This window comes from Sphingomonas beigongshangi (assembly GCF_016820445.1).
GTDB classification, from domain to species: domain Bacteria; phylum Pseudomonadota; class Alphaproteobacteria; order Sphingomonadales; family Sphingomonadaceae; genus Sphingomonas; species Sphingomonas beigongshangi.
The window spans coordinates 118,732-141,191 of record NZ_JADHDT010000006.1 but is presented as its reverse complement, the minus strand read 5'-3'; the positions used below and the strand labels follow the sequence as shown (position 1 = coordinate 141,191).

The window sequence follows — 22,460 nt, the reverse complement described above, 5'->3', positions numbered from 1 at the left end:
CCGCGTGGCTGGCCGGCATGGCGCGGGCGCGCGCGCCACGCTACACCGGTGAGCATGAAGCCCGTCATATTCGGCCTGTCCGGCCCCGCGCTCACCGTCGAGGAGCGCGCCTTCTTCGCCGATGTCGAACCCGCCGGTTACATCCTGTTCAAGCGCAACGTCGAGACGCGGGGTCAATTGCGGGCGCTGACCGACTCGCTGCGCGCGCTCGCCGGACGCGACGACCTTGCCATCCTGATCGACCAGGAGGGCGGCCGCGTCGCGCGCATGGGGCCGCCGGAATGGCCCGCCTTTCCCGCCGGCCCGGCCTTCGCCGCGTTGTACGACAGGGCGCCGATGTCCGCGATCCAGGCGATGCGGGCCAACGGCCAGGCGCTCGGCCTGATGTTGCGCGACATGGGCATCACCGTCGATTGCGCGCCGCTACTCGACGTCGCGCAACCGGATACCACGCCGGCGATCGCCAGCCGCGCCTATGGCGGCGACCCGATGCAGGTCGCCGCGCTCGGCCGGGCGATGCTGGAAGGGTTGGCGGCCGGCGGGATCGTCGGGGTCGTCAAGCATATGCCCGGCCATGGCCGCGCCATCGTCGATTCGCATTACGACCTGCCGACCGTCACCGCCGATGCGGCGGCGCTGGAGACGGACCTGGAGCCGTTCCGCACGCTCGCGCATGCGCCGATGGGGATGACCTCGCATATCGTGTTCCAGGCCTGGGACGCCGAGCGGCCCGCCACGCTGTCGCCGGTGGTGATCGAGCAGGTGATCCGCGGTGCGATCGGCTTCGACGGCCTGTTGATGACCGACGACATCGATATGAAGGCGCTGTCGGGGAGCGCCGGCGACAAGGCCGCGGGCGCGATCGCCGCGGGCTGCGACCTGGTGCTCGATTGCTGGGCGCGGATGGACGAGATGGTCGACATCGCGGGGCGGCTCGGCGATATCGCGCCTGCCGCCCGCGCGCGCCTCGATCGGGCGATGGCGACGCGCCGGCCGCCGGAGGGAGACTTCGCCGAGCTCGTCGGCCGCCGCGACGCCTTCCTCGCGCTCGCCTGATGGCCGAACCCGAACAGCTGACACTCGACCTTGACGGCTGGGAGGGGCCGCTCGACCTGCTGTTGTCGCTCGCGCGGGCGCAGAAGGTCGATCTGCGTGCCATATCGATCCTGGCGCTGGTCGAGCAATATCTCCGCTTCGTCGACCGGGCGAAGGTGCTGCGGCTGGAACTCGCCGCCGATTATCTCGTCATGGCGGCCTGGCTGGCCTATCTCAAATCCGCGCTGCTGCTGCCGCGCGACCCGGAGGTCGAGCCGGACCCCGAGGAACTGGCGCTGCGCCTGCAATTGCGGCTCGAGCGGCTCAACGCGATGCGCGAGGCGGGGGCGCGGCTGATGGCGCGGGATCGGCTCGGCCGCGACGTGTTTCCGCGCGGCAGGGCGGAAGGGTTGCGGACGATCCGGCGCGCGCGCTGGCAGGCGGAGTTGTACGACGTCATTGCCGCCTATGGCCGGATCAGCGCGCGCAACCGCCCGGTGATGCACGTCGTCGCCGATCGCGAGGTGATGACGCTGGAGACGGCGCTGGCGCGGATCGGCGCGTTGCTCGGCACCCGGCTCGACTGGACGACGCTGGAAAGCTTCCTTCCCGACGGCAGCGACCGGCTGCGCAAGTCGGCGCTCGCCTCGTCCTTTCTCGCCGCGCTGGAACTGGCAAAGCAGGGCAGGGCGGAACTGCGCCAGGCGGCGCCCTTCGCCCCGCTCTACCTGCGCGCCGCCTCGTGACGCCCCCCGACGACATCGTCCGCGCGGTCGAGGCGCTGCTGTTCGCGTCCGCCGAGCCATTGTCGGTCGATTCGCTCCGCGCATATGTCGGTGGCGGCGACGTGCGCGCCGCGCTGGAGCGGCTGGAAGCCGATTATGCCGGACGCGGCGTCGCGCTGGTGCGCCGAGGCGACCGCTGGCATTTCCAGACCGCGCCCGATCTTGCCCACCTGCTGCGCCGCGATCGCGAGGAGCCGCGGCGCCTGTCGCGTGCCGGCGTCGAGACGCTGGCGATCATCGCCTATCACGAGCCCGTGACGCGCGCGGAGATCGAGGCGATCCGCGGCGTTCAGATATCCAAGGGCACGCTGGACGTGCTGATGGAGGCGGGCTGGGTCCGCCCGGCGGGGCGACGCGAGGTGCCGGGGAGACCGCTCCTGTACGCGACGACGCCCGCGTTCCTTGCGCATTTCGGCCTCGCGAGCCGTCGCGACCTGCCCGGCTTGGACGATCTGCGCGCCGCCGGTCTGCTCGATCCCGTCGACCTTATGCCGGAAGGCGCGCACGTCGGGGCTTTCGCAGTGGAAAAGGACGACGACAGTGACTAGATGTCGATGAAGTTTCAGGAGACATGCCATGGGCAGCTTCAGCCCGATCCATCTGCTCGTCCTCGCCGTCGTCGCCATTCTGCTGCTCGGCGGCGGCCGCTTCTCCAACCTGATGGGCGACGTCGCCAAGGGCGTGAAGAATTTCAAGAAGGGCATGGCCGAGGAGGACGAGAGCCACGCCAAGCCTGCGCCGCGCATCGAGGCGCAGAAGTCTGCCGAGCCCGCGTTCGATCGCGACGGCGAGCGCGTCCGCGACGATCGCTGACCGACGACCGTCCGCTAGCGTACTCTAGTCCATGTTCGATATCGCCCCGTCCGAGTTCCTGCTGGTCGCCTTCGTCGCGCTGGTGGTGATCGGGCCAAAGGATCTTCCCAAGGCGATGCGGATCGTCGGCTATTGGGTCGGCAAGGCGCGCGGTGTCGCGCGCCAGTTCCGCCAAGGCTTCGACAACATGGTCCGCGAGGCGGAGTTGGAGGAAATGGAGAAGCGCTGGGCGGCGGAGAACGCGCGGATCATGGCCGAACATCCCGCGACGCCCGCTGCGGATGCGGCCCTGCCGTCGCCGGTCGAGTCCGGCGCCACGACCGTCGACCATGATGCGCCCGCCCTGGTCGAACCGCCCGTGATCCATGATCGACCCGCACCACCGGCGCCGCCGATCAGCGTCGACCATCCGCATGTCGAGCCGGCCGCGCCCGATCATCCGGACGCGCCGCGCGAAGGAGCGGCCTCGTGAGCGACGAAGCGCTGATCGAAGGCCGCGACGAGATCGACGCGAGCCGCGCGCCCCTGCTGGACCATCTCGTCGAGCTGCGCCGCCGCCTGCTCTATTGCATCGCAGCCGTCGCGGTCTGTTTTGGCGTGGCAATGTATTTCGCCAACACGATCTTCGCCTTCCTGCTCAAACCCTTGCGTGCGGCAGGGCAGACGGAGGTGATCTTCACCACCGTCTACGGCGGCTTCTTCACGGAGGTGAAGCTCGCCTTCTTCACCGCGATGATGCTCAGCTTCCCGGTGATTTCCAACCAGGCGTGGCGGTTCATCGCCCCCGGCCTGTACCGCAAGGAAAAGCGGGCGCTGCTGCCGTTCCTGCTCGCGACGCCGGTGCTGTTCACCGCCGGCGCCGCCATGGCCTATTTCATCGCGGTGCCGATGGCGCTGCACTTCCTGCTCGGATATTCCGGCATGGTCGGCGACGTGAAGCGCCAGGCGCTCCCCGACATCGCTGAATATCTGTCCTTCATCATGCAGTTCCTGTTCGGATTCGGCATCGCCTTTCTGCTGCCGGTGCTGCTGATGCTGCTGGAGCGCGCCGGCATCGTGACCCGGCAGCAGCTCAAGTCCGCGCGCCGATACGCCGTCGTCGGCGCATTTGCCATCGCGGCGGTGCTGACGCCGCCGGACGTGGGGTCGCAGCTGCTGCTCGCGATCCCGCTCTGCCTCCTCTACGAACTCGCCCTCGTCGGCATCTGGTTCACCGAGCGCAAGCGGGCCAAGCTGGCGGCGGAAGAGGCGGCACAGGCGGCCTGACGCCGCGGCGACCCGCGTGCAGCATGGCGGGACCGGTCCCGGCCGTCCGGATGCGGATGATCGGAGCGTGATCCACGTGCGTGGAAGCGGTGCAGGTACCGCGCCGATCCAGTCTTGCTGGATCCCAGACCAGCGCAGATGACAAAAGGCCTCCCGCCCGGCGTCGGGCAGGAGGCCTTGCCTGGCCGTGTGGCGGCCCGATTACTTCGCGTCGTCAGCGGTCTTCGCGACGGTCTTGCCGGCCGAGCTGACGTCCTTGCCGACGCCTTCGACCGTGTTGCAGGCGCTGACCATCAGTGCACCGGCGACGACGGCGAGGCCGAGAATCTTACGCATCGGAATATCTCCTCGATGAATGGAATAGGTGCGTCGCCAATGTTCGGGGGGGCGCTTCGTTCCGCACCCGGAACGCCATTTCCGCTAATCTTGCCGGTGCTCGAATGCGCTGGTCCCGGGGCGGGATACGGCGAGGTCGGTTCGGCTGAAAGGGTGAAGGCCCGGAAGCAGCACCGGGGGGGGAGGGTTGCTGCTTCCGGGCCTATGTCGTGGATCGCGAGAGCGGGGGGGCATAAGGTCGCGATCCGAGGTGCATAACGGCGCGCAATCGAGGAGGTTCCGCCCCCTATCGCTTTTTTTGAATCTTTTTTTCGGATCAGTCGCGACCGAGGACGGGGAAGGCGATTTCGTAGGCGCCGGTCATCGGATCGTGATGCAGCGGGGCGCGCAACTGGCGCGACAGACCCTCCATGACGCGACCGTAGCGGGTAGAAAGCAGATGCGTCAGCTTCTCGCTTTCGACGAAGGCGCGCGACACGACCCGCAGCACGGCGCGTTTTTCCGCGTCGCCCGACTTGATAGCCACGCGGATCTGGGCGGCGGAGTCGCTGGTCATCGCCAGTTCGATCGTCTCAGTGACCAGGAACGCGACGGCCACGGCGACATCCTGGGTCACCAGGAAGGGATCGACATCGAGCGTGATGATCAGGCTGCCCGCGCCCTCCGGCGCGGTGGCGCGGATGTTGGAGGCCAGTTCGCCGATCACCGAGCGCAGGTTGAGGCCACGGTTTTCTTCCATTTCGGCGAAATGGTTGCGATGCACCACCGCCAGCGCGTCGACCCGCCGCTGGATCGAGGCATAGGCTGCCGTCGCATCGGCGCTGGGAGCGCCGCGCGCATGGAAGTTGATCAGGCTGGAGATCACCTGCAGGTTGTTCTTCACCCGATGGTGCACCTCTCGGGTCAGCTTGGTCTGGCGTACGACCGCATCCGCCAGGCCAGCCTCGTGCAGCGCCACCGTGCGGCTGATCGCGCGAAAGGTATCGCCGAGCTCGCGGATTTCCTGCGCGGGCAGGGGCCCCAACTTGCCCGGATCGATCACTTCGCCGGGGGTATAGGCCGCGACGCTCGCCCGCAGCAGGCGCAGCGGCCGGATCAGCAGGCGATCGACGACGAACCAGGAAAGCCCCGCGGCCGCGGCCCACATCAGCAGCGGCAGCATCAGCGCAACCAGGAACGACGAGGTGATCGGCGCGCTGCGCATGCGGGTGCGCAACACGAGCCCGTCGAGCCCAAGCGGCGTCTGCACCGTTTCCGTCCGGTCCAGCGGCCCGAGGCCCGGTATGTCGGTAAGGTCGAGCGACGCGTTCCCATCGATCAGCGCGGTGCTGAGCGGCATGGCGCGGCTGCCCGAACCGGCGAGCCGCGACAGGAACGCGGTGGGGAAGAGGACGCGCGCGATCAGCGATCCGCCCGGCGCCGCGACCGACAAGACGAGTCCGCGATTCGCAACGATCGCGATGTCCAGCGGCTTGTCCGCGGCGGGCAGCGAGGCGTCGATCGGCTGACCGCACAGCAGGCGACCCTGGCGATCGACGATCGAGAAGCGTGTGCCGATCGCCGCCTGCTGCGCGAAGACGCCCTGGGCGCGGGCGCAGCTGGGCGCGTCGGCAGGATCGTCGCGCAGCGCCTCGACCGCGACCTTCAGTGCGGTGGTATCGCCGATCAGCTCGATCGCGATACTGCGGGCGCTTTCGGTCGCCGCGATTCTCAGTCGCGCGCGCACCTCCGCGTCCGCGACCCGGCCAGTCTGCAGGGTCGCGGCGATGGCGATCAATGCCAGCAGCAGCAAGGCAATGGACAGCGTGATGAAAAGCTTCGCACCGGTCGGGAGGCGCGAAAGGGCTGACACCGGCGTCATAGCGACACCACGGGCGGCGGCAGCAGCATCTAGGGAGGAGGCCATGCCCCTCGGCTAGGCGAGCTTGTTCAGCAGGTCTAGCATTTCGTCCGGCACGTGCTCGTCGACCGTCTTCTGATATGCGGACCGTAGCGCCGCACCCATGTCGCGGTCCTTGCCCTGGCCTTTCTCAGACGTTTTCTTCGACGAGGTTTTCCGGTCCTTCTCGCTGGCCAAGTCCAACAATTCCCCCTGGTGGCCCGGTGGAAGTCCAGGCGATCGACGCGATGAAATGCCACGACCATATCAGTCGCGCTGACGGCGACTGTATGGTCTTGGTTCGGGCAAGGAAACCAAATCGATGCTCGATGGTTCCATTGCCGCGCGAAAATTCCGCAGGTCCACGGGGGCGGCTGGGTTTCTCGACAAACACCGTTGCAAAGACGCGGGCCCCCGCTCACCTATCGGGGCCGCCAGTACATCTCAGGGAGTGAAACCGACCCATGTCGCTTGGACAGCAACTCGCACCGCATCTTCCTTTCCTGCGGCGCTACGGCCGGGCCTTGACCGGGAGTCAGAACCAGGGCGACAAATATGTCCGCGCAACGCTGGAGGCGATCGTCGCCGCGCCAGACCAGTTTCCGCGCGACGTCGATCCGCGTCTCGGGCTGTACCGCATGTTCCAGGGGATTTGGGCTTCCGCGAACGCCGACGGCGCCGAGGAGACGTCGGTGAGCGACATCGAAGGCAGCGAGGCGGTGGCGCGCGCGCGCCTCGCGCGGATGACGCCGCTGTCGCGGCAGGCGCTGCTGCTGACGGCGATGGAGGGCTTTTCGCCGGAGGACGCCGCCTATCTAATCGAGGTCGACACGAGCGAGGTCGAGAGCCTTGTCGCCGAGGCGCTCGAGGAGATCGAGAAGCAGACGCGTGCGCGCGTGCTGATCATCGAGGACGAGCCGATCATCGCGATGGATATCGAGACGATCGTGCGTGACCTGGGCCACGAGGTGACCGGCGTCGCCGTCACGCGCGACGAGGCGGTCGCTTTGGCGATGGAGGACCGTCCCGGCCTCGTGCTTGCCGACATCCAGCTCGCCGACGACAGCTCCGGCATCGATGCGGTCAAGGACATCCTCGCCGAATTCGAGGTCCCCGTGATCTTCATCACTGCCTTCCCGGAGCGTCTGCTGACCGGCGAACGGCCGGAGCCGACCTTCCTCATCACCAAGCCGTTCCAGCGGTCGACCGTGAAGGCCGCAATCAGCCAGGCGCTGTTCTTCGATCAAAGTACGGTACCGGCCGGGGTCTGAGTCCGCAGGCGAAGGTTACGGACCCAAAACGTCTTTCGAGGGTTGAGACATCATGGCGGATCAAAACGAACCTGTGCATGTGACAACCACGGAAGCGCGCGCTGGCGCTACCCCGGGGGTGACACGATACGTCCTCGGCATATCGCTGGTGTTGGTGATCGCGATCTTCGCCTTTCTGATCCTGCGTTAGAGCCGGTCTCATTTATCTTGGTAATTGAAGACCGTGGCACCTATCTCTGTCGCGAAGGCGGCAACCACGTCCCCGGCATTGAACGGAATTGCATGACCCAGCCTGCCCCGCGCGACGACTATGAAGACGACGAGGCGCCGATGGCGCCCGTCGAGCACGTCTCGCTGTCGGACCCGGAATTCAAGACCCAGCTCGCGCAGGTCATCCCGCATCTGCGCGCGTTCGGCCGTTCGCTGTCGGGCAGTCGCGACCTCGCGGACGATCTCGTCCAGGAGACCCTGCTCAAGGCCTGGGCGGCGCGCAAGCGCTTCCAGGCCGGCACGAACATGCGCGCCTGGACCTTCATCATCCTGCGCAACCTCTACCTCTCCCAGATGCGCCGTGCGCGCTTCAAGGGCGAGTGGGACGATCTGGTGGCGGATCGCATTCTTGCCGCGCCCGCCAGCCAGGATCGCCACGTCGAGCTCGGCGACATGCAGCGTGCGTTGATGCACCTGCCCCAGCCGCAGCGGGAGGCGCTGATCCTGGTCGGTGCCGGCGGTTTCGCCTACGAGGAAGCGGCGGAAATCTGCCAGGTGGCGGTCGGCACGATCAAGAGCCGCGTGGCGCGCGGCCGGGTCGCGCTCGAAACCATCCTGTCGGAGGGCGCGCTGCCCTCGCGCCGGGAGCATGAGACCGACACCAGCAAGACGGCGCTGGACACCATCATGGGCGAAGTCGACCACCTGAGCCGCGGACGCTGATGGGATAGTGCGGGCGGCAACGACCTTCGGGCCGCACCGCCGTATCTGCCGCCGCCCGAGGCGTTCATCCGTGTTTCGGGAAAGCGGACCCGCACCGCCGGTCGGTGACAAGGCCCGGGCCGTTCAGCTTGGCAACCGGTCCAGTTTGCCGAGCAAGTCGAGCATGTCGTCCGGCACACCGGTATCGCTGAAGGCGCCACGCAGCGTATGGCCGAGCGCATCGGTCGAACGCGGACGCCGCACGACATAATCGCCGCGACGCGGCTTTTCCGAATGATGCCCGGCGATCGACATGCCATCCTGAACGACCGTTCGTGCGAATCGTTGCGGTTTTGCGACGAACAGACGGAAACGAAAGGGAAATTCATGGACGAGCCGGGAAACCGGGACCGTGAGAGCGTGCGGGCCGATGCCGTCGGGCGTATTCGCGCGCATTCGCCCTTCCTGTCATCCATTCTCGATCGTCACCCCGGTTGGCACGACGCGGTGCGCCAGGGCGCACTCGATTGGCGCGATCCGCAGGTCGTTGCGCCCGACATGCCCGTCGCGCGCCGGTTGCGCTGGCAGCGCAACGCGCTCGCGCTCGCGGTCGCGGTCGACGATCTCGCCGGTCTCGCGGACCTGAATGAGGTCACGCACCGGCTGAGCGAGTTCGCCGACCATGCGCTCGATACAGCGATCGCCGCGGCGATCGCGGAGCGGGTGCCGGATGCACCGCCGCACGGTTTCGTCGCCATCGCGCTCGGCAAGCACGGCAGCCGCGAGCTCAATTACTCCTCCGACGTCGACCCCATCTTGCTGTTCGATCCTACCGCCATCCCGCGGCGGGCCCGCGACGAACCCGAGGAGGCGGCGGTGCGGATCGCGCGCCGCGTCGTCGACCTGCTGCAGACACGCGACGGCGACGGCTATGTGCTGCGCGTCGACCTGCGCCTGCGGCCGGCGGCGGAGGTGACGCCGATCGCCATCCCGCTGCTGGGTGCGATCAGCCATTACGAGTCGCAGGCGCTGACGTGGGAACGGGCCGCCTTCATTCGCGCGCGCGCCGCCGCCGGCGACCTGGCGCTGGGACGCCAGTTCCTCGAGGCGATACGGCCCTTCGTCTGGCGGCGGGGGCTCGACTTCGGCGCGGTGCGCGAGATCCGCGAGCTGTCGCGCCGCATCCGCGATCACTATGCCAGCGGCCAGGCGTTCGGACCGGGATATGATCTGAAGCGCGGTCGCGGCGGCATCCGCGAGATCGAGTTCTTCGCCCAGATCCATCAGCTGATCCACGGCGGCCGCGATCCCGCGCTGCGTGTGCCGGCGACGCGGGATGCACTGGCGGCGCTGGCCGTGGCGGGCCACGTTACCCGCGAGGACGCGGCGATGCTCACCGATGCCTATGTCCGCCTGCGCACCGTCGAGCACCGCCTGCAGATGGTGGACGATCGGCAGACGCACAGCCTGCCCGCGGGCAACGCGCTGGAGGGCGTCGCGGCGCTCGACGGCCTTCCCGGTGCGGACGCGCTCCTTGCGGGATTGCACCCGTCGATCACCGCGGTCGGGCGGCTTTACGACACGCTCGACGACAGCCGTCCGGCGCAGCTGCCGCACACGGCCGAGGCGCTGGCCGCGACATTGGACCAGGCCGGCTTCGCCGACGGCGCCGCCGCGGCCGCTGCGGTCGCGGGCTGGCGCGGCGGCCGGTATCCCGCACTGCGCAGCCCGGCCGCGCGAGAGGCACTAGAGGCGGTGCTGCCGGTGCTGATGCCCGCGCTGGCGGAAGCGCCCGATCCCGCCGCAGCGCTGCGGCGTCTCGACCGGATGCTCGAGCGCCTGTCGAGCGCGATCAACATCTTCCGCCTGCTCGAGGCGCGTCCCGGACTTGCCGCGATGCTGGCCGCCATCCTCAGCCATGCGCCGCCGCTCGCGGACGCGCTGGCGATGCGTCCCGAACTGATCGACGGCCTGATCGACGCCAGCGCCTTCGAGCCGCTCGGCGAGGTGGATACGCTGGTCGCCGCGATGCGACGCGGCGATGCCGCGGATTACCAGTCCTTGCTGGATCAGGTCCGCCGCATCGTCGGGGAACGGCGGTTCGCGCTGGGGTGCCAGATCGTTGCGGGCGCCGCCGATCCGCTCGTCGTGGCGGGCGGCTATGCGCGGCTGGCGGAGGCGGCGGTGGAGACTCTTGCCGCCGCGACGATCGCCGACTTCGCGCGCACCCACGGCCGCGTGCCGGACAGCGAACTCGTCATCCTGGGCTATGGGCGGCTCGGCGGCCGCGCGCTCACCCACGCCTCGGATCTCGATCTCGTCTACCTCTTCACCGGCGACTATGCCGCCGAGTCGGACGGCGCGAAGCCACTCGGCGCCACGCTCTACTACAATCGTCTCGCGCAGCGGATCGGCGCGGCGCTGTCGGTGCCGACCGCTGCGGGACCCCTCTATCCGGTCGACACCCGGTTGCGGCCGTCGGGGACGCAGGGGCCGCTCGTCGTCAGCCTCGACAGTTTCGCCCGCTACCAGCGCGAAGGCGCCTGGACCTGGGAACATATGGCACTGACGCGGGCGCGGCCCGTTTTCGGATCGCCGGCGGCGCGCGCCGCGGTCCAGCAGGAGATCGACGCGGTTCTGGGGGGAGCGCGTGCCGCGCGCGACATCGCCGCCGACGCGGAGGCGATGCGCGGCGAGATGGCACGGCACAAGCCGCCGGCAGGTCCGCTCGACGTCAAATTGTTGCCCGGCGGTCTCGTCGACCTGGAATTCACCGTCCACGTCGCGCAACTGCGGTATCGTGCCGGCTTCGACCCTCAGCTGCTCGGCGCGATCGACACGCTGATCGCGCTCGGCCGACTGCCGGCAAGCCTCGGCCCCGCCTATGCCGTGCTGGCCCGCCTGCTCGTGGTCGTGCGGCTCGTCGCCCCCGATGCGGCGGAGCCGCCGCCCGCCACCTGCGCGCTGATCGCGCGCGCGCTCGGCATGGCGGACTGGCCCGAGGTGCTTGCGACGCTGGCTGCGACGCGGCAGGACGTTGCGGCCGCTTGGGCCGCAACGACGGAGGATGACGATGGATGACGGCGCGACTATTCCGGCCGTTTCGGTGACGGGCATGGACGGCTCGCCGATCCGGTTGACCGACCTGCCGCTGCCTGCCGTGATCTATTTCTACCCCAAGGACGATACCGCCGGTTGCACGCGGGAAGCGCAAGATTTCTCCGCGCTGTCGGCAGATTTCGCCGCTGCCGGCGCCACCGTGGTCGGGATCAGCAAGGATCCGCCGGCCGCCCATGCCAAGTTCGCCACAAAGCATGCGCTGACGGTCACGCTCGCGTCCGATGAGGATGGTGCCGCCTGCGAGGCGTTCGGCGTCTGGGGCGAAAAGCAGATGTATGGTCGCACGTATATGGGGATCGAGCGCGCCACCTTCCTGTTCGGCCGGGACGGTCGGCTCGTCCGGGCGTGGCGGAAGGTGAAGGTGCCCGGCCACGCCCAGGCGGTACTCGACGCGGTCCACGCGCTTTGATTTTTGCCGGGCGGCATCCGCCCGGTCGGGGGGGAGCTCACCCGCCCAGCAGGATCGTCCCCTTGGTCCTTTCCGCACCGCCCTCCAGGTTCAGGCGGAATGACGTATTGTCGTTCGTCCGGCCGCTAAGCCCCTCGGGCTCGGCCTTGAGCGCATAGCCCGCCTTCGCCAGCCGTTCCCGGAAATAGTCGCGGACGGCCGCGGCGGGGGCGGGGCTGCTGAAGCGGATGCGCATGCCGCCATCGTTCATGTCCACCGCCTCGATCTTCGAGCCGGGATAGAGGTGGACGCCGTTAAGCTGAAAGTTGCCCGCGTCCATATCCAGCTTGGGCATCTTGAACTGGCCGCTGAAGCCGGGCAGCGCGATCTTCACCTCGCCCGACCGACCGTCGATCGCACCGACGGTATTGCCGTCATCGGCGTTGATCGTGATCGACGAACCGTCGCCCGATCGGTCGCAGGCCGTCACCAGCATCGCCGCCGCGAGCGACATCGATACCATCCATGCCCGGTTCGTCATCTGTCTCTCGCCATGTCGTTGCAGCGGCTTGGGATCGGCGAGGGGTTCCGAACCCGGCGTCGCCACTATAGGGGGTTCGCGTGTCCACGTCATCCTCCCCAGCCACCGCCGCCGCAAGCCTCGCGGAACCGCCCGGCGCGCCGATCGGCTTCGTCGAATTCGTCGCGCTGATCGCGGCGCTGATGTCGCTCGCCGCGCTCGGTATCGATTCGATGCTGCCCGCACTGCCCGCCATGGGGGCGTCGCTGCACGTCGTCGGCGAGAATCAACGCCAGTTCATCATCACCGCGTTCGTGCTCGGCTTCGGCGTCGCACAGATCGTCCACGGGCCGCTCGCCGACCGGTTCGGTCGACGCGCGGTGCTGCTCTGGGCGCTCGCCGGCTATGCCGTCGCCAACATCCTGTGCGCGATATCCGCGAGCTTCGTGCTGCTCCTCTGCGCGCGTGTGGCGGGCGGCGCGATGATCGCCGCCACCCGCGTCGCGACCGTCGCGCTGGTGCGCGACTGCTACCATGGCCGCCCGATGGCGCGCGTCATGTCGATCGCCTTCATGGTGTTCATGATCGTGCCCGTGCTCGCGCCGACCTTTGGCCAGACGGTGCTGTTGTTCGCCAATTGGCGCGGTATCTTCTGGACCATCGCGGTCATCACCATGGTGCTGTTCACGTGGTTCTACACGCGCATGCCGGAGACGCTGCGACCGGATGCGGTGCAGCCGCTGTCGCCGTTCCGGATCGTCGCGGGCTGGCGGCAGACGCTCGGCGACCGCTGGTCGCTCGGCTATACGCTCGCCTCGACGGCGCTGATGGGTGCGCTTTACGGCTATCTCAATTCGATCCAGCAGATCATGTTCGACACGTTCCACCGCCCCCATCTGCTGGCGGTGATGTTCGCGGCGACATCGATGCTGATGGCGGTGGCCAACCTGACCAACGCGCGCCTCGTCCTCAAGCTGGGCACGCGGCTGATCAGCCACAGCGCGCTGACCGTGCTGATCGCGCTCAGCGCGGTGCACCTGGCCCTGGCGTGGAGCGGGCGGGATACCCTGATCAGCTTCGTGCTGTTGCAGGCGTTCACCATGGGCTGCTTCGGCCTTGCCACGTCGAACTTCTCGGCGATGGCGATGGAGAACATGGGGGGGATCGCCGGCACCGCGTCGAGCGTCCAGGGCTTCACCTCCGTCACGATGGGCGCGTTGCTCGGCGTGGTGATCGGACAGGCGTTCGACGGCACGACCGCTCCCCTTGCGGCGGGATTCCTGCTTGCCGGGCTCGTCGCCATCGTCTGCGTCGCGGTGACCGAAAAGGGGCGTCTCTACCGCCCGCTCTGATCGCCGGATCGGGAACCGCCGGCCGCGTCCCGCCGTTCGCTCCATCACCATAGATTCTGGAGGGCGCGATGGGCGGACATCAGGTGCCGGGCATGGGCTCGGGCGACGACGGATACGACGAAGAAGGATATGACGAGAGCCAGCGCGCCGAAATCCTCGAGGCGACGCGGGACGGGCCGACCGATGGCGTCGTGCTGACCGATCTCGATCCCGATCTGGGTAACGAGGACGACGAGGACGAGCCGCTCGACGACATCGATATGGATGCGGAGGAAATTGGCGAGACCGACGGCGACGCAGACCGGGACGAGGCAGACGTCGAAGAGGACGATGCGCAGGACGATTTCGACGACGATGCCGTCGACGAGGAAGACCTGAACGACCGGGACGATGCTGCGCTGCGTCCCTGACCCATTTCACCGTCCGAGACAGAAATACCACATCGACCTACCAGTCGGTGTGGTATTTTGTTCATGGTAGCGACAGGAAGTGTTGCCGTAATACCACATGTCCGAGGTGATTGCCCGTTTTTGACGCGTGCGCTGCAACAAAGCCCCGGTAGATCGGTTTGGTGGGGCCTGGGCTGGCCAGCGACCTGGTCGCGGCCGCCCGAGTTGAGGCAACACAAGGTAATTCATTATGCGTAAGCTCGCCCTCGCGGCCGCCGTTGCGGCCGTGTCCTTCGCTGTCCCGGCCTTCGCGCAGGACATGTCGACCACCGCGACGACCGATACCAGCGCCACGGCCCCCAGCGACGCGCCGCGCGCACCGGACGGTACGCGGGCGTTCGGCATCGAGCCGTATTTCGGCGTGATGGGCGGCTGGGAGCAGTTCTCGCGTCAGGGCGCGGGCATTCCGGCGCAGCCGCGCGGCTACAAGCTCGACGGCGCGCTGGTCGAGGGCGTGGTCGGCGTCAACGTGCCGCTGGGTCCGGTCTTCGTCGGTGCCGAGGGCAGTGTCGCCAAGGGCGTTTCGGGCAACATCGACTGGCAGTATGGCGCCTATGGCCGCGCGGGCTTCCGCGCCGGCGACAGCGGCCTGTTCTACGGCAAGGTCGGCTATCGCTGGAACAACTTCGACCATTTCGCGCCGGGCGTGGTGGGCGACACCAAGTATGACTATCACGGCGTCGTCTATGGCGTCGGTGCGGAGATCGGTCCGAAGGACATCGGTCTGGGCGGCATCACCGGCAATTCGGGTCTGCGCTTCCGCATCGAGGCGACGACCTTCGACAAGGCGCACAGCTTCCGCCCGATGGCGGGCGTGATCGCGCACTTCTGATCCCACGCAGGGACGACAGGCGGGGCGGGTCCGGCGACAGCCGGGCCCGCCCTTGTCGTTTTGGGTCGCTGCAAGGGGCGGGGGCGGGCGGGCCTCGCCAAATCGATCCGCGCCCCCATATCGGCCGCAATGCGCGGTAGGGTCAAACGCAAGGCGGGTCTGGTCGAAGCTGCGGCGCGCGCGGGGCGCGACGCGCCTGCCGATCCTTGTCCGATCTGCGGACGGCCGCTCGGCAGCAAGGTCGAATGGCATCATCTCGTGCCCAAGTCACAGGGCGGCCGCGTCACCGCGGCGGTCCATCCGATCTGCCACCGCACCGTCCATGCGCTGATCCCCAATGCGGCGCTCGCGAAGGACTTTGCCGAACCCGCCGTGCTGCGCGATCACCCCGGGATGGCGCGCTTCATCCGATGGATCGCCGACAAGCCGCCCGACTTCCATGCGCCCACGCGGCGCGGACGCTGAGCGGGGGGCGAAGTGCCGCCCGTGCCATCGCCGACAGGCGCACCGGGCCGATCCGGTCGCCCGGTCAGAGGTCGGTCTCGTCGGGGCGCGAGGCGGGTTCGCCGCCCGCATCGTCCTTGGCCGCGACCTTCTTGCGGTAATGGTTGGCGAGCAACGTCGCCCCGAGCAGGAACCCGCCGGGGGCCAGCAACACCACGGCGGCCAGGCCGACCTTGTTCCACGTCTTGTCCATGGCCCCCGATCATAGCGCCGACAGGTGAACGACGCCTTGCGGTCGTGACCGGACCGGCGTTTCGGGCAAGCGGTCGAGGCCGCCCGCCATCGCGGGCGCGGCGCGGCGGATCAGCGATAGTTGAAGCTGATGCTGATTCGTTCGCCCTTGGCGCCGTTGGGCACCACCTCGTGCCGCAGCCAGCTTTCCCACAGGAACACGCTGCCCGGCTCGGGCACCGCATAGACGAACGTCCTGAGATCCTCCGGCGCGTCGTCGGTTCGCGTCGGCGCCGCCATCATCATCGGTAGCCGAGGGTCCTCGAGCTTGAGCGCACCGGCTCCCGGTGGCACCGCGACGTAGAGCGTGCCGGAGACGACGCTGTGCGGATGGATGTGCCCGGAATGGCTGCCACCCGGCTTCAGGACGTTCACCCACAGGCTGTCGAGCTTGAGCTTGCGGCCGAGGTCGAACGCGCAGGCCTGGGCGAAGGTCGCGACGTGCCGGTTGAGCAGCCTGACAAGGTCGGCGAAGCGCGGATCGCGGGCCGGTAGGTCGTTCAGCGAGGCATAGGACGTGTAGCCGCGATAGCCGTGCGCCTTGCACCAGCCGATACCGGCGCGATCTTCGCGCGCGAGGTCGCGTGCCGCCTCTTCGAGTTCGGCGAGCAGGTCGGCATCGCCGAGCGGGGCGTCGTAGAAGCGAGTCGCGAACAGAGACCGTATCGTCATTGTCCCATCCTCAGCGCCACGTCGTTCATGAAGCGCACGTCGTCGCCCGCGGCGAGCCAGGGCGCCTCCGCCCCGACCGCGCCCAGCATGTCGGCGAGCGCGTCCATCTCCGCCTTGGCGTAATTGCCCAGCACATGGCCGGTGACGCGATCCTTGTGCCCCGGGTGGCCGATGCCCAGCCGCACGCGGCGAAAATCCGGTCCCAGATGCTGGTCGGTCGAGCGAAGTCCGTTATGGCCCGCGGTCCCGCCGCCGCGCTTCACCTTGACCTTGAACGGTGCGAGGTCGAGCTCGTCGTGGAACACGGTCAATGCATCGGGCCCCAGTTTGTAGAAGCGCAGCGCCTCGCCGATCGCGCGACCGCTCTCGTTCATGAATGTCGCCGGCTTGAGCAGCACGATCTTGTCGCTGCCGATCCGCCCTTCCTGCGTCCAGCCCTGGAACTGCTTCTTGACCGGGGAGAAGCCGTGCATCTCCGCGATCGTATCGAGCGCCATGAAGCCGACGTTGTGCCGGTGCAGCGCATATTGCGGCCCCGGATTGCCGAGCCCGGCCCAGATCTGCATCGCGAACGCTCCAAAAAGACGAAGGGCAGGGGAGCGTCGCCGCTACCCTGCCCCGCAATCATAGTCGAGGTCGACGGGGCGATCAGCCCTCGGCCGACTCCTCGTCGCCCTCGGCGGCAGCCTCGGCGGCCTCAGCCGACTGGGCCTCGGCCACTTCGGCCTCGAGCGCCTCGTCAGCGGCGGTCGGGACGGTCGGCGGCACGATCGTCGCGATCGCGAAATCGCGGTCGTCGATCGCCGGCGTCGCGCCCTTGGGCAGCTGCACGTCGCTGATGTGGATCGAATCGCCGATCTCGCGACCCTTGAGCGAGATGGTCAGCTCGGTCGGGATGTCGGCGGCGTCGACGACCAGCTCGACCTCGTGACGGGTGATGTTGAGCACGCCGCCCTGCTTCAGGCCACGGCTCTCGTCCTCGTCCGTGAACACGACGGGCACGGCGACCGTGACGGTCGCATGCTCGCTGATGCGCAGGAAGTCGGCGTGCGTCGGACGGTCGGTGACCGGATGGAACGCTACGTCCTTCGGCAGCGTACGCTCGCCGTTGATCATGATGACGGAGGTGAAGAAGTGGCCGGTCATCAGCGCCTTGGTCAGCGCCTTCTCCTCGAGGTGGATCGAGGTCGGTTCCTTGTTCAGGCCGTAGATCACGGCGGGGACGCGGCCGTCACGACGCAGCGCCCGGGAGGCTCCCTTGCCAACCCGGTCGCGCGTCTCGGCTGCGAGCGTAATGGTCTCGCTCATGCAAATTCTCCGAAACGTGCTAAAAGTTCAGTTCTTCCCGGCGCCACGCCTCCAGGGATGACCATGGCTCGGAAGCCGGCGCGCATAGCGGGAAGCGGCGGCAAAAGCAATGATGTGGTCGCGGTCCTGCAGGACCGGTCCCCGCCGCCAAGTTGAATCTCCATTCAGGTTGCTTGACCGGGCCGGCGCCGCCCCGCTAATCGCAGGGCCGATCACAGGAGAGACGAGGGCGATGAAGAAGCTCTATCCGGATGCCGCGGCCGCGCTCGACGGGCTGCTCCACGACGGAATGACGATCTGCGCGGGCGGGTTCGGTCTGTGCGGCATTCCGGAGCGGCTGATCGATGCGATCCAGGCGTCGGGCGTCAAGGATCTGACCATCGCCAGCAACAACGCCGGCATCGACGGCGAGGGGCTCGGCAAGCTGCTGCGCAGCCGCCAGGTCCGCAAGATGATCTCCAGCTACGTGGGCGAGAACAAGGAGTTCGAGCGCCAGTATCTGTCGGGCGAGCTCGAGGTCGAATTCTGCCCGCAGGGCACGCTTGCCGAGCGCTGCCGCGCGGGCGGTGCAGGCATACCCGGCTTCTACACGAAGACGGGGGTCGGCACGCTGGTGGCGGAGGGCAAGGAGGTGAAGACCTTCGACGGCGAGGAGTATATCCTCGAACGCGGCATCCGCGCCGACCTCAGCATCATCAAGGGCTGGAAGGCGGACGAGAGCGGCAACCTCATCTTCCGCAAGACCGCGCGCAACTTCAACCAGCCGATGGCGACGGCGGGGCGCGTCTGCGTCGCGGAGGTGGAGGAGGTCGTGCCGGTGGGCAGCCTGGATCCGGATCACATCCATCTGCCCGGCATCTACGTGAAGCGGATGATCGTCGGCGCGCCCTACGACAAGAAGATCGAGTTCCGCACCGTCCGCCAGCGCGAGACGGCATGAGGCGCGCGCTGGCGCTGGCGCTGCTGGCGACGTCGCTGCTCGGCGGCTGCGGCGGGCGTGGACAGCGCGTCGCGCGCCTGCCCGCGCCCGGACAGGGCCCCGGGCAGGCCTGGGCGGCGGACGGACAGGCGGTGCAGATCACCGCGCTGAAGGCGCTGCCGCCGCCCGACGGGCAGCGGGCCGCCGCGCCGATCGCGGCATCGGGCGCGCGCGTACCGCCACAATTCCAGTACCTCTACGGCTCGGGCGAGGCGGTTGCGCTCAGCCGTCAGGCGTTCCACGCGCTCGTGGCCTATGCCAGCTATCGCCGTGCGGCGGGCGACAGCGTGATCCTGAAGCCGGGCGCGACGCTGGCCGCCCCGCAGTGGGAACCCTGCGCCGGCAAGCCGCGCGCGGCGGTGTTCGACGCAGACGAGACGGTGCTGCTCAACGTCGGTGTCGAGGCGCTGGCGTCGAACAGCCCGGACGCGCCCTTCGACGCGGCGCAATGGACGCGCTGGGAGCGCGGCGGCGCCCGCGCGGTCGCACCCGTGCCCGGCGCGGTCGAGGCCTTCGCCGCGTTGCGCGCGGCCGGCATCGCGGTGATCGTCAACACCAATCGCGCGAGCGCGACGGCAGCGGGCACCATCGCGACGCTGAAGGCGGCGGGGCTGGGCGACTTCACGGTCGGCACCGACCTTTTCCTGCGGGATGGCCCCAGCGGCAAGGACGCGCGCCGGCAAGCGATCGCGGCCCGCTATTGCGTCGTTGCCATGGCGGGCGATCAGCTCGGCGATTTCAGCGACCTGTTCGGGGCGTTCGCTTCGTCCGCGGATCGCCGCCATGCCGCCGACACGGGCGCGGTCGGCGACATGTGGGGCAACGGCTGGTTCGTGCTGCCCAATCCCGTCTACGGCAGCGGGCTGAAGGGCGGGTATGATGAGGTATTTCCCGTCGACAAGCGCTGGGTCGATCCCGGCCAAGGAGCGAAATGAGATGAGCTGGGATCGGAACCAGATGGCGGCGCGCGCGGCACAGGAACTGCGCGACGGCTATTACGTCAACCTCGGCATCGGCATCCCGACCCTGGTCGCCAACAACATCCCCGCCGGCATGACGGTGACGCTGCAGAGCGAGAACGGCATGCTCGGCATCGGGCCGTTTCCCTATGACGACGAGGTCGATCCCGACCTGATCAACGCGGGCAAGCAGACGATCAGCGAGCTGCCGCAGAGCGCTTATTTCGGCAGCGAGCAGAGCTTCGCGATGATCCGCGGCGGGCATATCGACCTGACCGTTCTCGGCGCCATGGAGGTGTCCGAGGGCGGCGACATCGCCAACTGGATGATCCCGGGCAAGATGATCAAGGGCATGGGCGGCGCGATGGACCTGGTCGCCGGGGTCAAGAAGATCATCGTCGTGATGGATCACAACGCCAAGGACGGCAGCCCCAAGTTCATCCCGTCCTGCACGCTGCCGCTGACCGGCAGGAACGTCGTCGACATGATTGTCACCGATCTCGCGGTGTTCCAGCGTCCGGATCACCAGTCCCGCTTCAGGCTGGTCGAGCTCGCCCCAGGCGTCACCGCCGACGAGGTGGCGGCGAAGACGACCGCGGCCTACGAAGCATGAGCTATACGCTCGTCACGGCGAACCGGAATTACTCCAGCTGGTCGCTGCGCCCCTGGGTGCTGATGACCGCCTTGGGGATTCCGTTCGAAGACCGGATCGAGCCGTTCGCCGAGCGCGACAATTACGATGCGTTTCGCGCCTTTTCGCCCACCGGGCAGGTGCCGGTCCTGCTGGATGGCGACCGTGTAATCTGGGATTCGCTCGGCATCACGCTCTACCTGGCCGACCGGCACGACCGCATCTGGCCGGAGGACGCAGCGGCGCGCGCCTGGGCGATGTGCGCGGTGGCGGAGATGCACGGCGGCTTTTCGGCGCTGCGCCGCGAGCGGACGATGAACGTCGGCGTCCGTGTCGCCGCCGCACCGTCCTCCCCGTCGCTGTCGCGCGACGTGGCGCGCCTGTCGGAACTCTGGGCGGAGGGATTGGACCGTTTCGCGGGCCCCTGGCTCGCCGGGGAGCGCTTCTCGGCGGTCGATGCGTTCTATGCGCCCGTTGCCTTTCGGGTGCGGACCTATGGCATCGACGTCGGCCCTGCCGGCTCGCGGTGGGTCGACACGTTGCTCGCCCATCCCGCGGTCCGTCGCTGGGAGGCGGAAGCACTGGCGGAGCCGTGGCGCGAGCCGGGCCATGAGGAGGAACTCTCCGCCTGCGGGCGGGTCGTCGAGGATCACCGCACGCCGCCCGTGTCGCAATAATCTGTCGTCCAGGGTTTCGTTCGCGCATCTTTTGGGTTAACGCGCCGGCATCATGGCTTTCAGACCGCAAACCCTGTACGAGAAGATTTGGGCCGCCCACGTCGTGGAGCGGCGCGACGACGGCACGTGCCTGATCTATATCGATCGGCATCTGGTACACGAAGTGACCAGTCCCCAGGCATTCGAGGGCCTGCGCGCGAACGGCCGCCGCGTGCGGCGACCCGAGCTGACGCTGGCCGTGCCCGACCACAACCTGCCGACGACGCCGCGACTGGACGCGCAGGGGCGACCGATCCCGATCGCCGATCCGGAAAGTGCGCAACAGCTCGACGCCCTCCGGCGCAACACGGCCGAATTCGGCATCGACTATATCGATGCCACGGCGGCGGAGCAGGGGATCGTCCATGTCGTCGGGCCGGAACTCGGCTTCACGCTGCCCGGCACGACGCTGGTCTGCGGCGACAGCCATACGTCGACGCACGGAGCCCTGGGCGCGCTCGCCTTCGGCATCGGCACCAGCGAGGTCGAGCATGTGCTCGCGACGCAGACGCTCCTGCTCAGTCCGTCGCGGACGATGGAGGTGCGGGTCGACGGCACATTGGGCTTTGGCGTCAGCCCGAAGGACGTGATCCTCGCGATCATGGGCCGCGTCGGCGCGGCTGGCGGGACCGGCCACGTCTTCGAATATACCGGCGAGGTCGTGCGCGCGATGTCGGTCGAGGGACGGATGACGCTCGCCAACATGTCGATCGAGGGTGGCGCGCGCGCGGGCCTGGTGGCGCCGGACGACACGACCTTCGCCTATCTCAAGGGGCGGCCGATGGCCCCCGCGGGCGAGGCGTGGGACCGCGCCGTGGCGTGGTGGCGGACGCTCGCGACCGATCCGGGCGCGCGCTACGACAAGTCGGTGCGGCTGGACGCGTCCGAGATCGCGCCCGCCCTCACCTGGGGCACCAGTCCCGAGGATGTCGTGCCGATCACCGGTACGGTGCCCGAGCCGGACAGCTTCGCGGATCCGGCGAAGCGGGCGGCGGCGCGTGCGAGCCTTACGTATATGGGCCTGGCACCTGGCACGGCGATGCAGGACGTTCCGATCCAGCACGTCTTCATCGGCAGTTGCACCAACAGCCGCATCGAGGATCTGCGCGCGGCTGCGGCGGTCGCCAATGGCCGCCGCGTCGCGGACGGCGTGCACGCGATGGTCGTCCCCGGTTCCGGATTGGTAAAACGCCAGGCGGAGGCGGAGGGGCTGGACCGGATCTTCGCCGCCGCCGGTTTCGACTGGCGCGAGCCGGGGTGTTCGATGTGCCTGGCGATGAATCCGGACAAGGTGCCGGCGGGGGAACGCTGCGCTTCCACGTCCAACAGGAATTTCGTTGGACGTCAGGGACCTGGCGCTCGTACCCATCTGTTGTCGCCAGCGATGGCGGCCGCCGCGGCCGTCACCGGTCGACTGGCCGACGTCCGCGATCTGATGGGAGACAGACAGTGAAGAAGGTTCTGGTAATGCTGGTACTCGGCGCGGTGTTCAGCGGCGCGGC

At 68.3% G+C, this 22,460-nt stretch carries 28 protein-coding genes; 19 read left to right on the top strand and 9 right to left on the bottom strand.

Annotated elements, in window-relative coordinates; translation table 11 throughout:
- The first annotated feature begins 54 nt into the window (after positions 1-54).
- The 6 genes from nagZ to tatC are packed head-to-tail and all read left to right on the top strand — an operon-like array spanning position 55 to position 3,899.
- Positions 55-1,056: a beta-N-acetylhexosaminidase gene (gene nagZ / locus IQ292_RS12225; RefSeq protein ID WP_203310594.1), complete on the top strand. Its 1,002-nt coding sequence runs from the start codon at positions 55-57 to the stop codon at positions 1,054-1,056.
- Positions 1,056-1,781, top strand: a complete 726-nt coding sequence (locus IQ292_RS12220) for a segregation and condensation protein A (RefSeq protein ID WP_203310593.1) — start codon at positions 1,056-1,058, stop codon at positions 1,779-1,781. The genes nagZ and IQ292_RS12220 overlap by 1 nt, the downstream gene beginning before the upstream one ends.
- Positions 1,778-2,368, top strand: a complete 591-nt coding sequence (gene scpB / locus IQ292_RS12215; protein ID WP_203310592.1) for an SMC-Scp complex subunit ScpB — start codon at positions 1,778-1,780, stop codon at positions 2,366-2,368. Before IQ292_RS12220 ends, scpB begins: the two co-directional genes overlap by 4 nt.
- Positions 2,369-2,396: 28 nt before the next feature.
- Positions 2,397-2,633, top strand: coding sequence for a Sec-independent protein translocase subunit TatA (locus tag IQ292_RS12210; RefSeq protein ID WP_203310591.1), 237 nt, complete (start codon positions 2,397-2,399; stop codon positions 2,631-2,633).
- A 31-nt stretch (positions 2,634-2,664) separates the two neighbouring features.
- The gene (gene tatB, locus IQ292_RS12205) at positions 2,665-3,105 is read left to right on the top strand and encodes a Sec-independent protein translocase protein TatB (protein WP_203310590.1); all 441 of its coding nucleotides are present in this window, start codon (positions 2,665-2,667) and stop codon (positions 3,103-3,105) included.
- Positions 3,102-3,899, top strand: a complete 798-nt coding sequence (gene tatC / locus IQ292_RS12200) for a twin-arginine translocase subunit TatC (protein ID WP_338057629.1) — start codon at positions 3,102-3,104, stop codon at positions 3,897-3,899. Before tatB ends, tatC begins: the two co-directional genes overlap by 4 nt.
- Positions 3,900-4,100: 201 nt before the next feature.
- Here tatC and IQ292_RS12195 read toward each other — a convergent pair whose 3' ends face one another.
- The 3 genes from IQ292_RS12195 to IQ292_RS12185 all read right to left on the bottom strand — a co-directional run bounded on the left by IQ292_RS12195 (position 4,101) and on the right by IQ292_RS12185 (position 6,312).
- Positions 4,101-4,235, bottom strand: coding sequence for an entericidin A/B family lipoprotein (locus IQ292_RS12195; protein WP_203310589.1), 135 nt, complete (start codon positions 4,233-4,235; stop codon positions 4,101-4,103).
- A 316-nt stretch (positions 4,236-4,551) separates the two neighbouring features.
- Complete coding sequence (locus tag IQ292_RS12190; protein WP_203310758.1) at positions 4,552-6,096, bottom strand: sensor histidine kinase; 1,545 nt, start codon at positions 6,094-6,096, stop codon at positions 4,552-4,554.
- A 54-nt stretch (positions 6,097-6,150) separates the two neighbouring features.
- Positions 6,151-6,312 (bottom strand): NepR family anti-sigma factor, encoded by a 162-nt coding sequence (locus tag IQ292_RS12185; RefSeq protein WP_238941041.1) that lies wholly within the window; start codon positions 6,310-6,312, stop codon positions 6,151-6,153.
- Positions 6,313-6,578: 266 nt separating this feature from the next.
- Between IQ292_RS12185 and IQ292_RS12180 the strand changes: the two genes are divergently transcribed.
- Both IQ292_RS12180 and IQ292_RS12175 read left to right on the top strand, forming a co-directional pair.
- Positions 6,579-7,385 (top strand): response regulator, encoded by an 807-nt coding sequence (locus IQ292_RS12180; RefSeq protein WP_203310587.1) that lies wholly within the window; start codon positions 6,579-6,581, stop codon positions 7,383-7,385.
- A 282-nt stretch (positions 7,386-7,667) separates the two neighbouring features.
- Entirely contained in the window at positions 7,668-8,318 is a 651-nt protein-coding gene (locus IQ292_RS12175) for a sigma-70 family RNA polymerase sigma factor (RefSeq protein ID WP_203310586.1), read from the top strand.
- A 123-nt stretch (positions 8,319-8,441) separates the two neighbouring features.
- On the opposite strand, the gene IQ292_RS12170 is transcribed toward IQ292_RS12175, so the two are convergent.
- Positions 8,442-8,753: a hypothetical protein gene (locus IQ292_RS12170; RefSeq protein ID WP_203310775.1), complete on the bottom strand. Its 312-nt coding sequence runs from the start codon at positions 8,751-8,753 to the stop codon at positions 8,442-8,444.
- On the opposite strand from IQ292_RS12170, the gene IQ292_RS12165 reads away from it, so the two are divergent.
- Both IQ292_RS12165 and IQ292_RS12160 read left to right on the top strand, forming a co-directional pair.
- Positions 8,685-11,378 carry a bifunctional [glutamine synthetase] adenylyltransferase/[glutamine synthetase]-adenylyl-L-tyrosine phosphorylase gene (locus IQ292_RS12165; RefSeq protein ID WP_203310585.1) on the top strand — a complete coding sequence of 898 codons (2,694 nt, stop codon included), beginning with the start codon at positions 8,685-8,687 and terminating at the stop codon, positions 11,376-11,378. The two genes, IQ292_RS12170 and IQ292_RS12165, sit on opposite strands and share 69 nt — an antisense overlap.
- Positions 11,371-11,826, top strand: a complete 456-nt coding sequence (locus IQ292_RS12160) for a peroxiredoxin (RefSeq protein WP_203310757.1) — start codon at positions 11,371-11,373, stop codon at positions 11,824-11,826. Before IQ292_RS12165 ends, IQ292_RS12160 begins: the two co-directional genes overlap by 8 nt.
- 37 nt (positions 11,827-11,863) lie before the next feature.
- Here the strand turns inward: IQ292_RS12160 and IQ292_RS12155 are convergent, their stop codons facing one another.
- Positions 11,864-12,346 (bottom strand): hypothetical protein, encoded by a 483-nt coding sequence (locus IQ292_RS12155; RefSeq protein WP_203310584.1) that lies wholly within the window; start codon positions 12,344-12,346, stop codon positions 11,864-11,866.
- 80 nt (positions 12,347-12,426) lie between these two features.
- Between IQ292_RS12155 and IQ292_RS12150 the strand changes: the two genes are divergently transcribed.
- From IQ292_RS12150 to IQ292_RS12135, 4 genes are all read left to right on the top strand, one after another.
- Entirely contained in the window at positions 12,427-13,677 is a 1,251-nt protein-coding gene (locus IQ292_RS12150; protein WP_338057628.1) for a multidrug effflux MFS transporter, read from the top strand.
- Positions 13,678-13,745: 68 nt separating this feature from the next.
- The gene (locus IQ292_RS12145) at positions 13,746-14,087 is read left to right on the top strand and encodes a DNA primase (RefSeq protein ID WP_203310583.1); all 342 of its coding nucleotides are present in this window, start codon (positions 13,746-13,748) and stop codon (positions 14,085-14,087) included.
- A gap of 229 nt (positions 14,088-14,316) precedes the next feature.
- Complete coding sequence (locus IQ292_RS12140; RefSeq protein ID WP_203310582.1) at positions 14,317-14,958, top strand: outer membrane protein; 642 nt, start codon at positions 14,317-14,319, stop codon at positions 14,956-14,958.
- Between the two features lie 129 nt (positions 14,959-15,087).
- Positions 15,088-15,423, top strand: coding sequence for an HNH endonuclease (locus tag IQ292_RS12135; protein ID WP_203310581.1), 336 nt, complete (start codon positions 15,088-15,090; stop codon positions 15,421-15,423).
- A gap of 64 nt (positions 15,424-15,487) precedes the next feature.
- On the opposite strand, the gene IQ292_RS12130 is transcribed toward IQ292_RS12135, so the two are convergent.
- The 4 genes from IQ292_RS12130 to IQ292_RS12115 all read right to left on the bottom strand — a co-directional run bounded on the left by IQ292_RS12130 (position 15,488) and on the right by IQ292_RS12115 (position 17,673).
- Positions 15,488-15,655, bottom strand: a complete 168-nt coding sequence (locus tag IQ292_RS12130) for a hypothetical protein (RefSeq protein ID WP_203310580.1) — start codon at positions 15,653-15,655, stop codon at positions 15,488-15,490.
- Between the two features lie 110 nt (positions 15,656-15,765).
- Complete coding sequence (locus IQ292_RS12125; RefSeq protein WP_203310579.1) at positions 15,766-16,365, bottom strand: TIGR02466 family protein; 600 nt, start codon at positions 16,363-16,365, stop codon at positions 15,766-15,768.
- On the bottom strand, positions 16,362-16,931 hold the full coding sequence (pth, locus tag IQ292_RS12120; RefSeq protein WP_203310578.1) for an aminoacyl-tRNA hydrolase: 570 nt from the start codon (positions 16,929-16,931) through the stop codon (positions 16,362-16,364). The genes IQ292_RS12125 and pth overlap by 4 nt, the downstream gene beginning before the upstream one ends.
- An 82-nt stretch (positions 16,932-17,013) precedes the next feature.
- Positions 17,014-17,673: a 50S ribosomal protein L25/general stress protein Ctc gene (locus tag IQ292_RS12115; RefSeq protein ID WP_203310577.1), complete on the bottom strand. Its 660-nt coding sequence runs from the start codon at positions 17,671-17,673 to the stop codon at positions 17,014-17,016.
- 232 nt (positions 17,674-17,905) lie between these two features.
- Between IQ292_RS12115 and IQ292_RS12110 the strand changes: the two genes are divergently transcribed.
- The 5 genes from IQ292_RS12110 to leuC are packed head-to-tail and all read left to right on the top strand — an operon-like array spanning position 17,906 to position 22,411.
- The gene (locus IQ292_RS12110; RefSeq protein ID WP_203310576.1) at positions 17,906-18,613 is read left to right on the top strand and encodes a CoA transferase subunit A; all 708 of its coding nucleotides are present in this window, start codon (positions 17,906-17,908) and stop codon (positions 18,611-18,613) included.
- On the top strand, positions 18,610-19,587 hold the full coding sequence (locus IQ292_RS12105; RefSeq protein ID WP_203310575.1) for an HAD family acid phosphatase: 978 nt from the start codon (positions 18,610-18,612) through the stop codon (positions 19,585-19,587). Before IQ292_RS12110 ends, IQ292_RS12105 begins: the two co-directional genes overlap by 4 nt.
- Position 19,588: 1 nt before the next feature.
- The gene (locus IQ292_RS12100) at positions 19,589-20,224 is read left to right on the top strand and encodes a CoA transferase subunit B (protein WP_203310574.1); all 636 of its coding nucleotides are present in this window, start codon (positions 19,589-19,591) and stop codon (positions 20,222-20,224) included.
- Complete coding sequence (locus IQ292_RS12095; RefSeq protein WP_203310573.1) at positions 20,221-20,919, top strand: glutathione S-transferase family protein; 699 nt, start codon at positions 20,221-20,223, stop codon at positions 20,917-20,919. Before IQ292_RS12100 ends, IQ292_RS12095 begins: the two co-directional genes overlap by 4 nt.
- A gap of 52 nt (positions 20,920-20,971) precedes the next feature.
- The gene (gene leuC, locus IQ292_RS12090; protein ID WP_203310572.1) at positions 20,972-22,411 is read left to right on the top strand and encodes a 3-isopropylmalate dehydratase large subunit; all 1,440 of its coding nucleotides are present in this window, start codon (positions 20,972-20,974) and stop codon (positions 22,409-22,411) included.
- Positions 22,412-22,460 lie beyond the last annotated feature (49 nt).

Excerpts from the sequence above, each read along its gene's own strand:
- nagZ (WP_203310594.1), top strand. The coding sequence starts at position 55 with ATGAAGCCCGTCATATTCGGCCTGTCCGGCCCCGCGCTCACCGTCGAG.
- IQ292_RS12220 (WP_203310593.1), top strand. The coding sequence starts at position 1,056 with ATGGCCGAACCCGAACAGCTGACACTCGACCTTGACGGCTGGGAGGGG.
- IQ292_RS12210 (WP_203310591.1), top strand. The coding sequence starts at position 2,397 with ATGGGCAGCTTCAGCCCGATCCATCTGCTCGTCCTCGCCGTCGTCGCC.
- tatB (WP_203310590.1), top strand. The coding sequence starts at position 2,665 with ATGTTCGATATCGCCCCGTCCGAGTTCCTGCTGGTCGCCTTCGTCGCG.
- IQ292_RS12195 (WP_203310589.1), bottom strand. The coding sequence starts at position 4,235 with ATGCGTAAGATTCTCGGCCTCGCCGTCGTCGCCGGTGCACTGATGGTC.
- IQ292_RS12190 (WP_203310758.1), bottom strand. The coding sequence starts at position 6,096 with ATGACGCCGGTGTCAGCCCTTTCGCGCCTCCCGACCGGTGCGAAGCTT.
- IQ292_RS12180 (WP_203310587.1), top strand. The coding sequence starts at position 6,579 with ATGTCGCTTGGACAGCAACTCGCACCGCATCTTCCTTTCCTGCGGCGC.
- IQ292_RS12175 (WP_203310586.1), top strand. The coding sequence starts at position 7,668 with ATGACCCAGCCTGCCCCGCGCGACGACTATGAAGACGACGAGGCGCCG.
- IQ292_RS12165 (WP_203310585.1), top strand. The coding sequence starts at position 8,685 with ATGGACGAGCCGGGAAACCGGGACCGTGAGAGCGTGCGGGCCGATGCC.
- IQ292_RS12170 (WP_203310775.1), bottom strand. The coding sequence starts at position 8,753 with ATGCGCGCGAATACGCCCGACGGCATCGGCCCGCACGCTCTCACGGTC.
- IQ292_RS12160 (WP_203310757.1), top strand. The coding sequence starts at position 11,371 with ATGGATGACGGCGCGACTATTCCGGCCGTTTCGGTGACGGGCATGGAC.
- IQ292_RS12155 (WP_203310584.1), bottom strand. The coding sequence starts at position 12,346 with ATGACGAACCGGGCATGGATGGTATCGATGTCGCTCGCGGCGGCGATG.
- IQ292_RS12145 (WP_203310583.1), top strand. The coding sequence starts at position 13,746 with ATGGGCGGACATCAGGTGCCGGGCATGGGCTCGGGCGACGACGGATAC.
- IQ292_RS12140 (WP_203310582.1), top strand. The coding sequence starts at position 14,317 with ATGCGTAAGCTCGCCCTCGCGGCCGCCGTTGCGGCCGTGTCCTTCGCT.
- IQ292_RS12135 (WP_203310581.1), top strand. The coding sequence starts at position 15,088 with ATGCGCGGTAGGGTCAAACGCAAGGCGGGTCTGGTCGAAGCTGCGGCG.
- IQ292_RS12130 (WP_203310580.1), bottom strand. The coding sequence starts at position 15,655 with ATGGACAAGACGTGGAACAAGGTCGGCCTGGCCGCCGTGGTGTTGCTG.
- IQ292_RS12125 (WP_203310579.1), bottom strand. The coding sequence starts at position 16,365 with ATGACGATACGGTCTCTGTTCGCGACTCGCTTCTACGACGCCCCGCTC.
- pth (WP_203310578.1), bottom strand. The coding sequence starts at position 16,931 with ATGCAGATCTGGGCCGGGCTCGGCAATCCGGGGCCGCAATATGCGCTG.
- IQ292_RS12115 (WP_203310577.1), bottom strand. The coding sequence starts at position 17,673 with ATGAGCGAGACCATTACGCTCGCAGCCGAGACGCGCGACCGGGTTGGC.
- IQ292_RS12110 (WP_203310576.1), top strand. The coding sequence starts at position 17,906 with ATGAAGAAGCTCTATCCGGATGCCGCGGCCGCGCTCGACGGGCTGCTC.
- IQ292_RS12105 (WP_203310575.1), top strand. The coding sequence starts at position 18,610 with ATGAGGCGCGCGCTGGCGCTGGCGCTGCTGGCGACGTCGCTGCTCGGC.
- IQ292_RS12100 (WP_203310574.1), top strand. The coding sequence starts at position 19,589 with ATGAGCTGGGATCGGAACCAGATGGCGGCGCGCGCGGCACAGGAACTG.
- IQ292_RS12095 (WP_203310573.1), top strand. The coding sequence starts at position 20,221 with ATGAGCTATACGCTCGTCACGGCGAACCGGAATTACTCCAGCTGGTCG.
- leuC (WP_203310572.1), top strand. The coding sequence starts at position 20,972 with ATGGCTTTCAGACCGCAAACCCTGTACGAGAAGATTTGGGCCGCCCAC.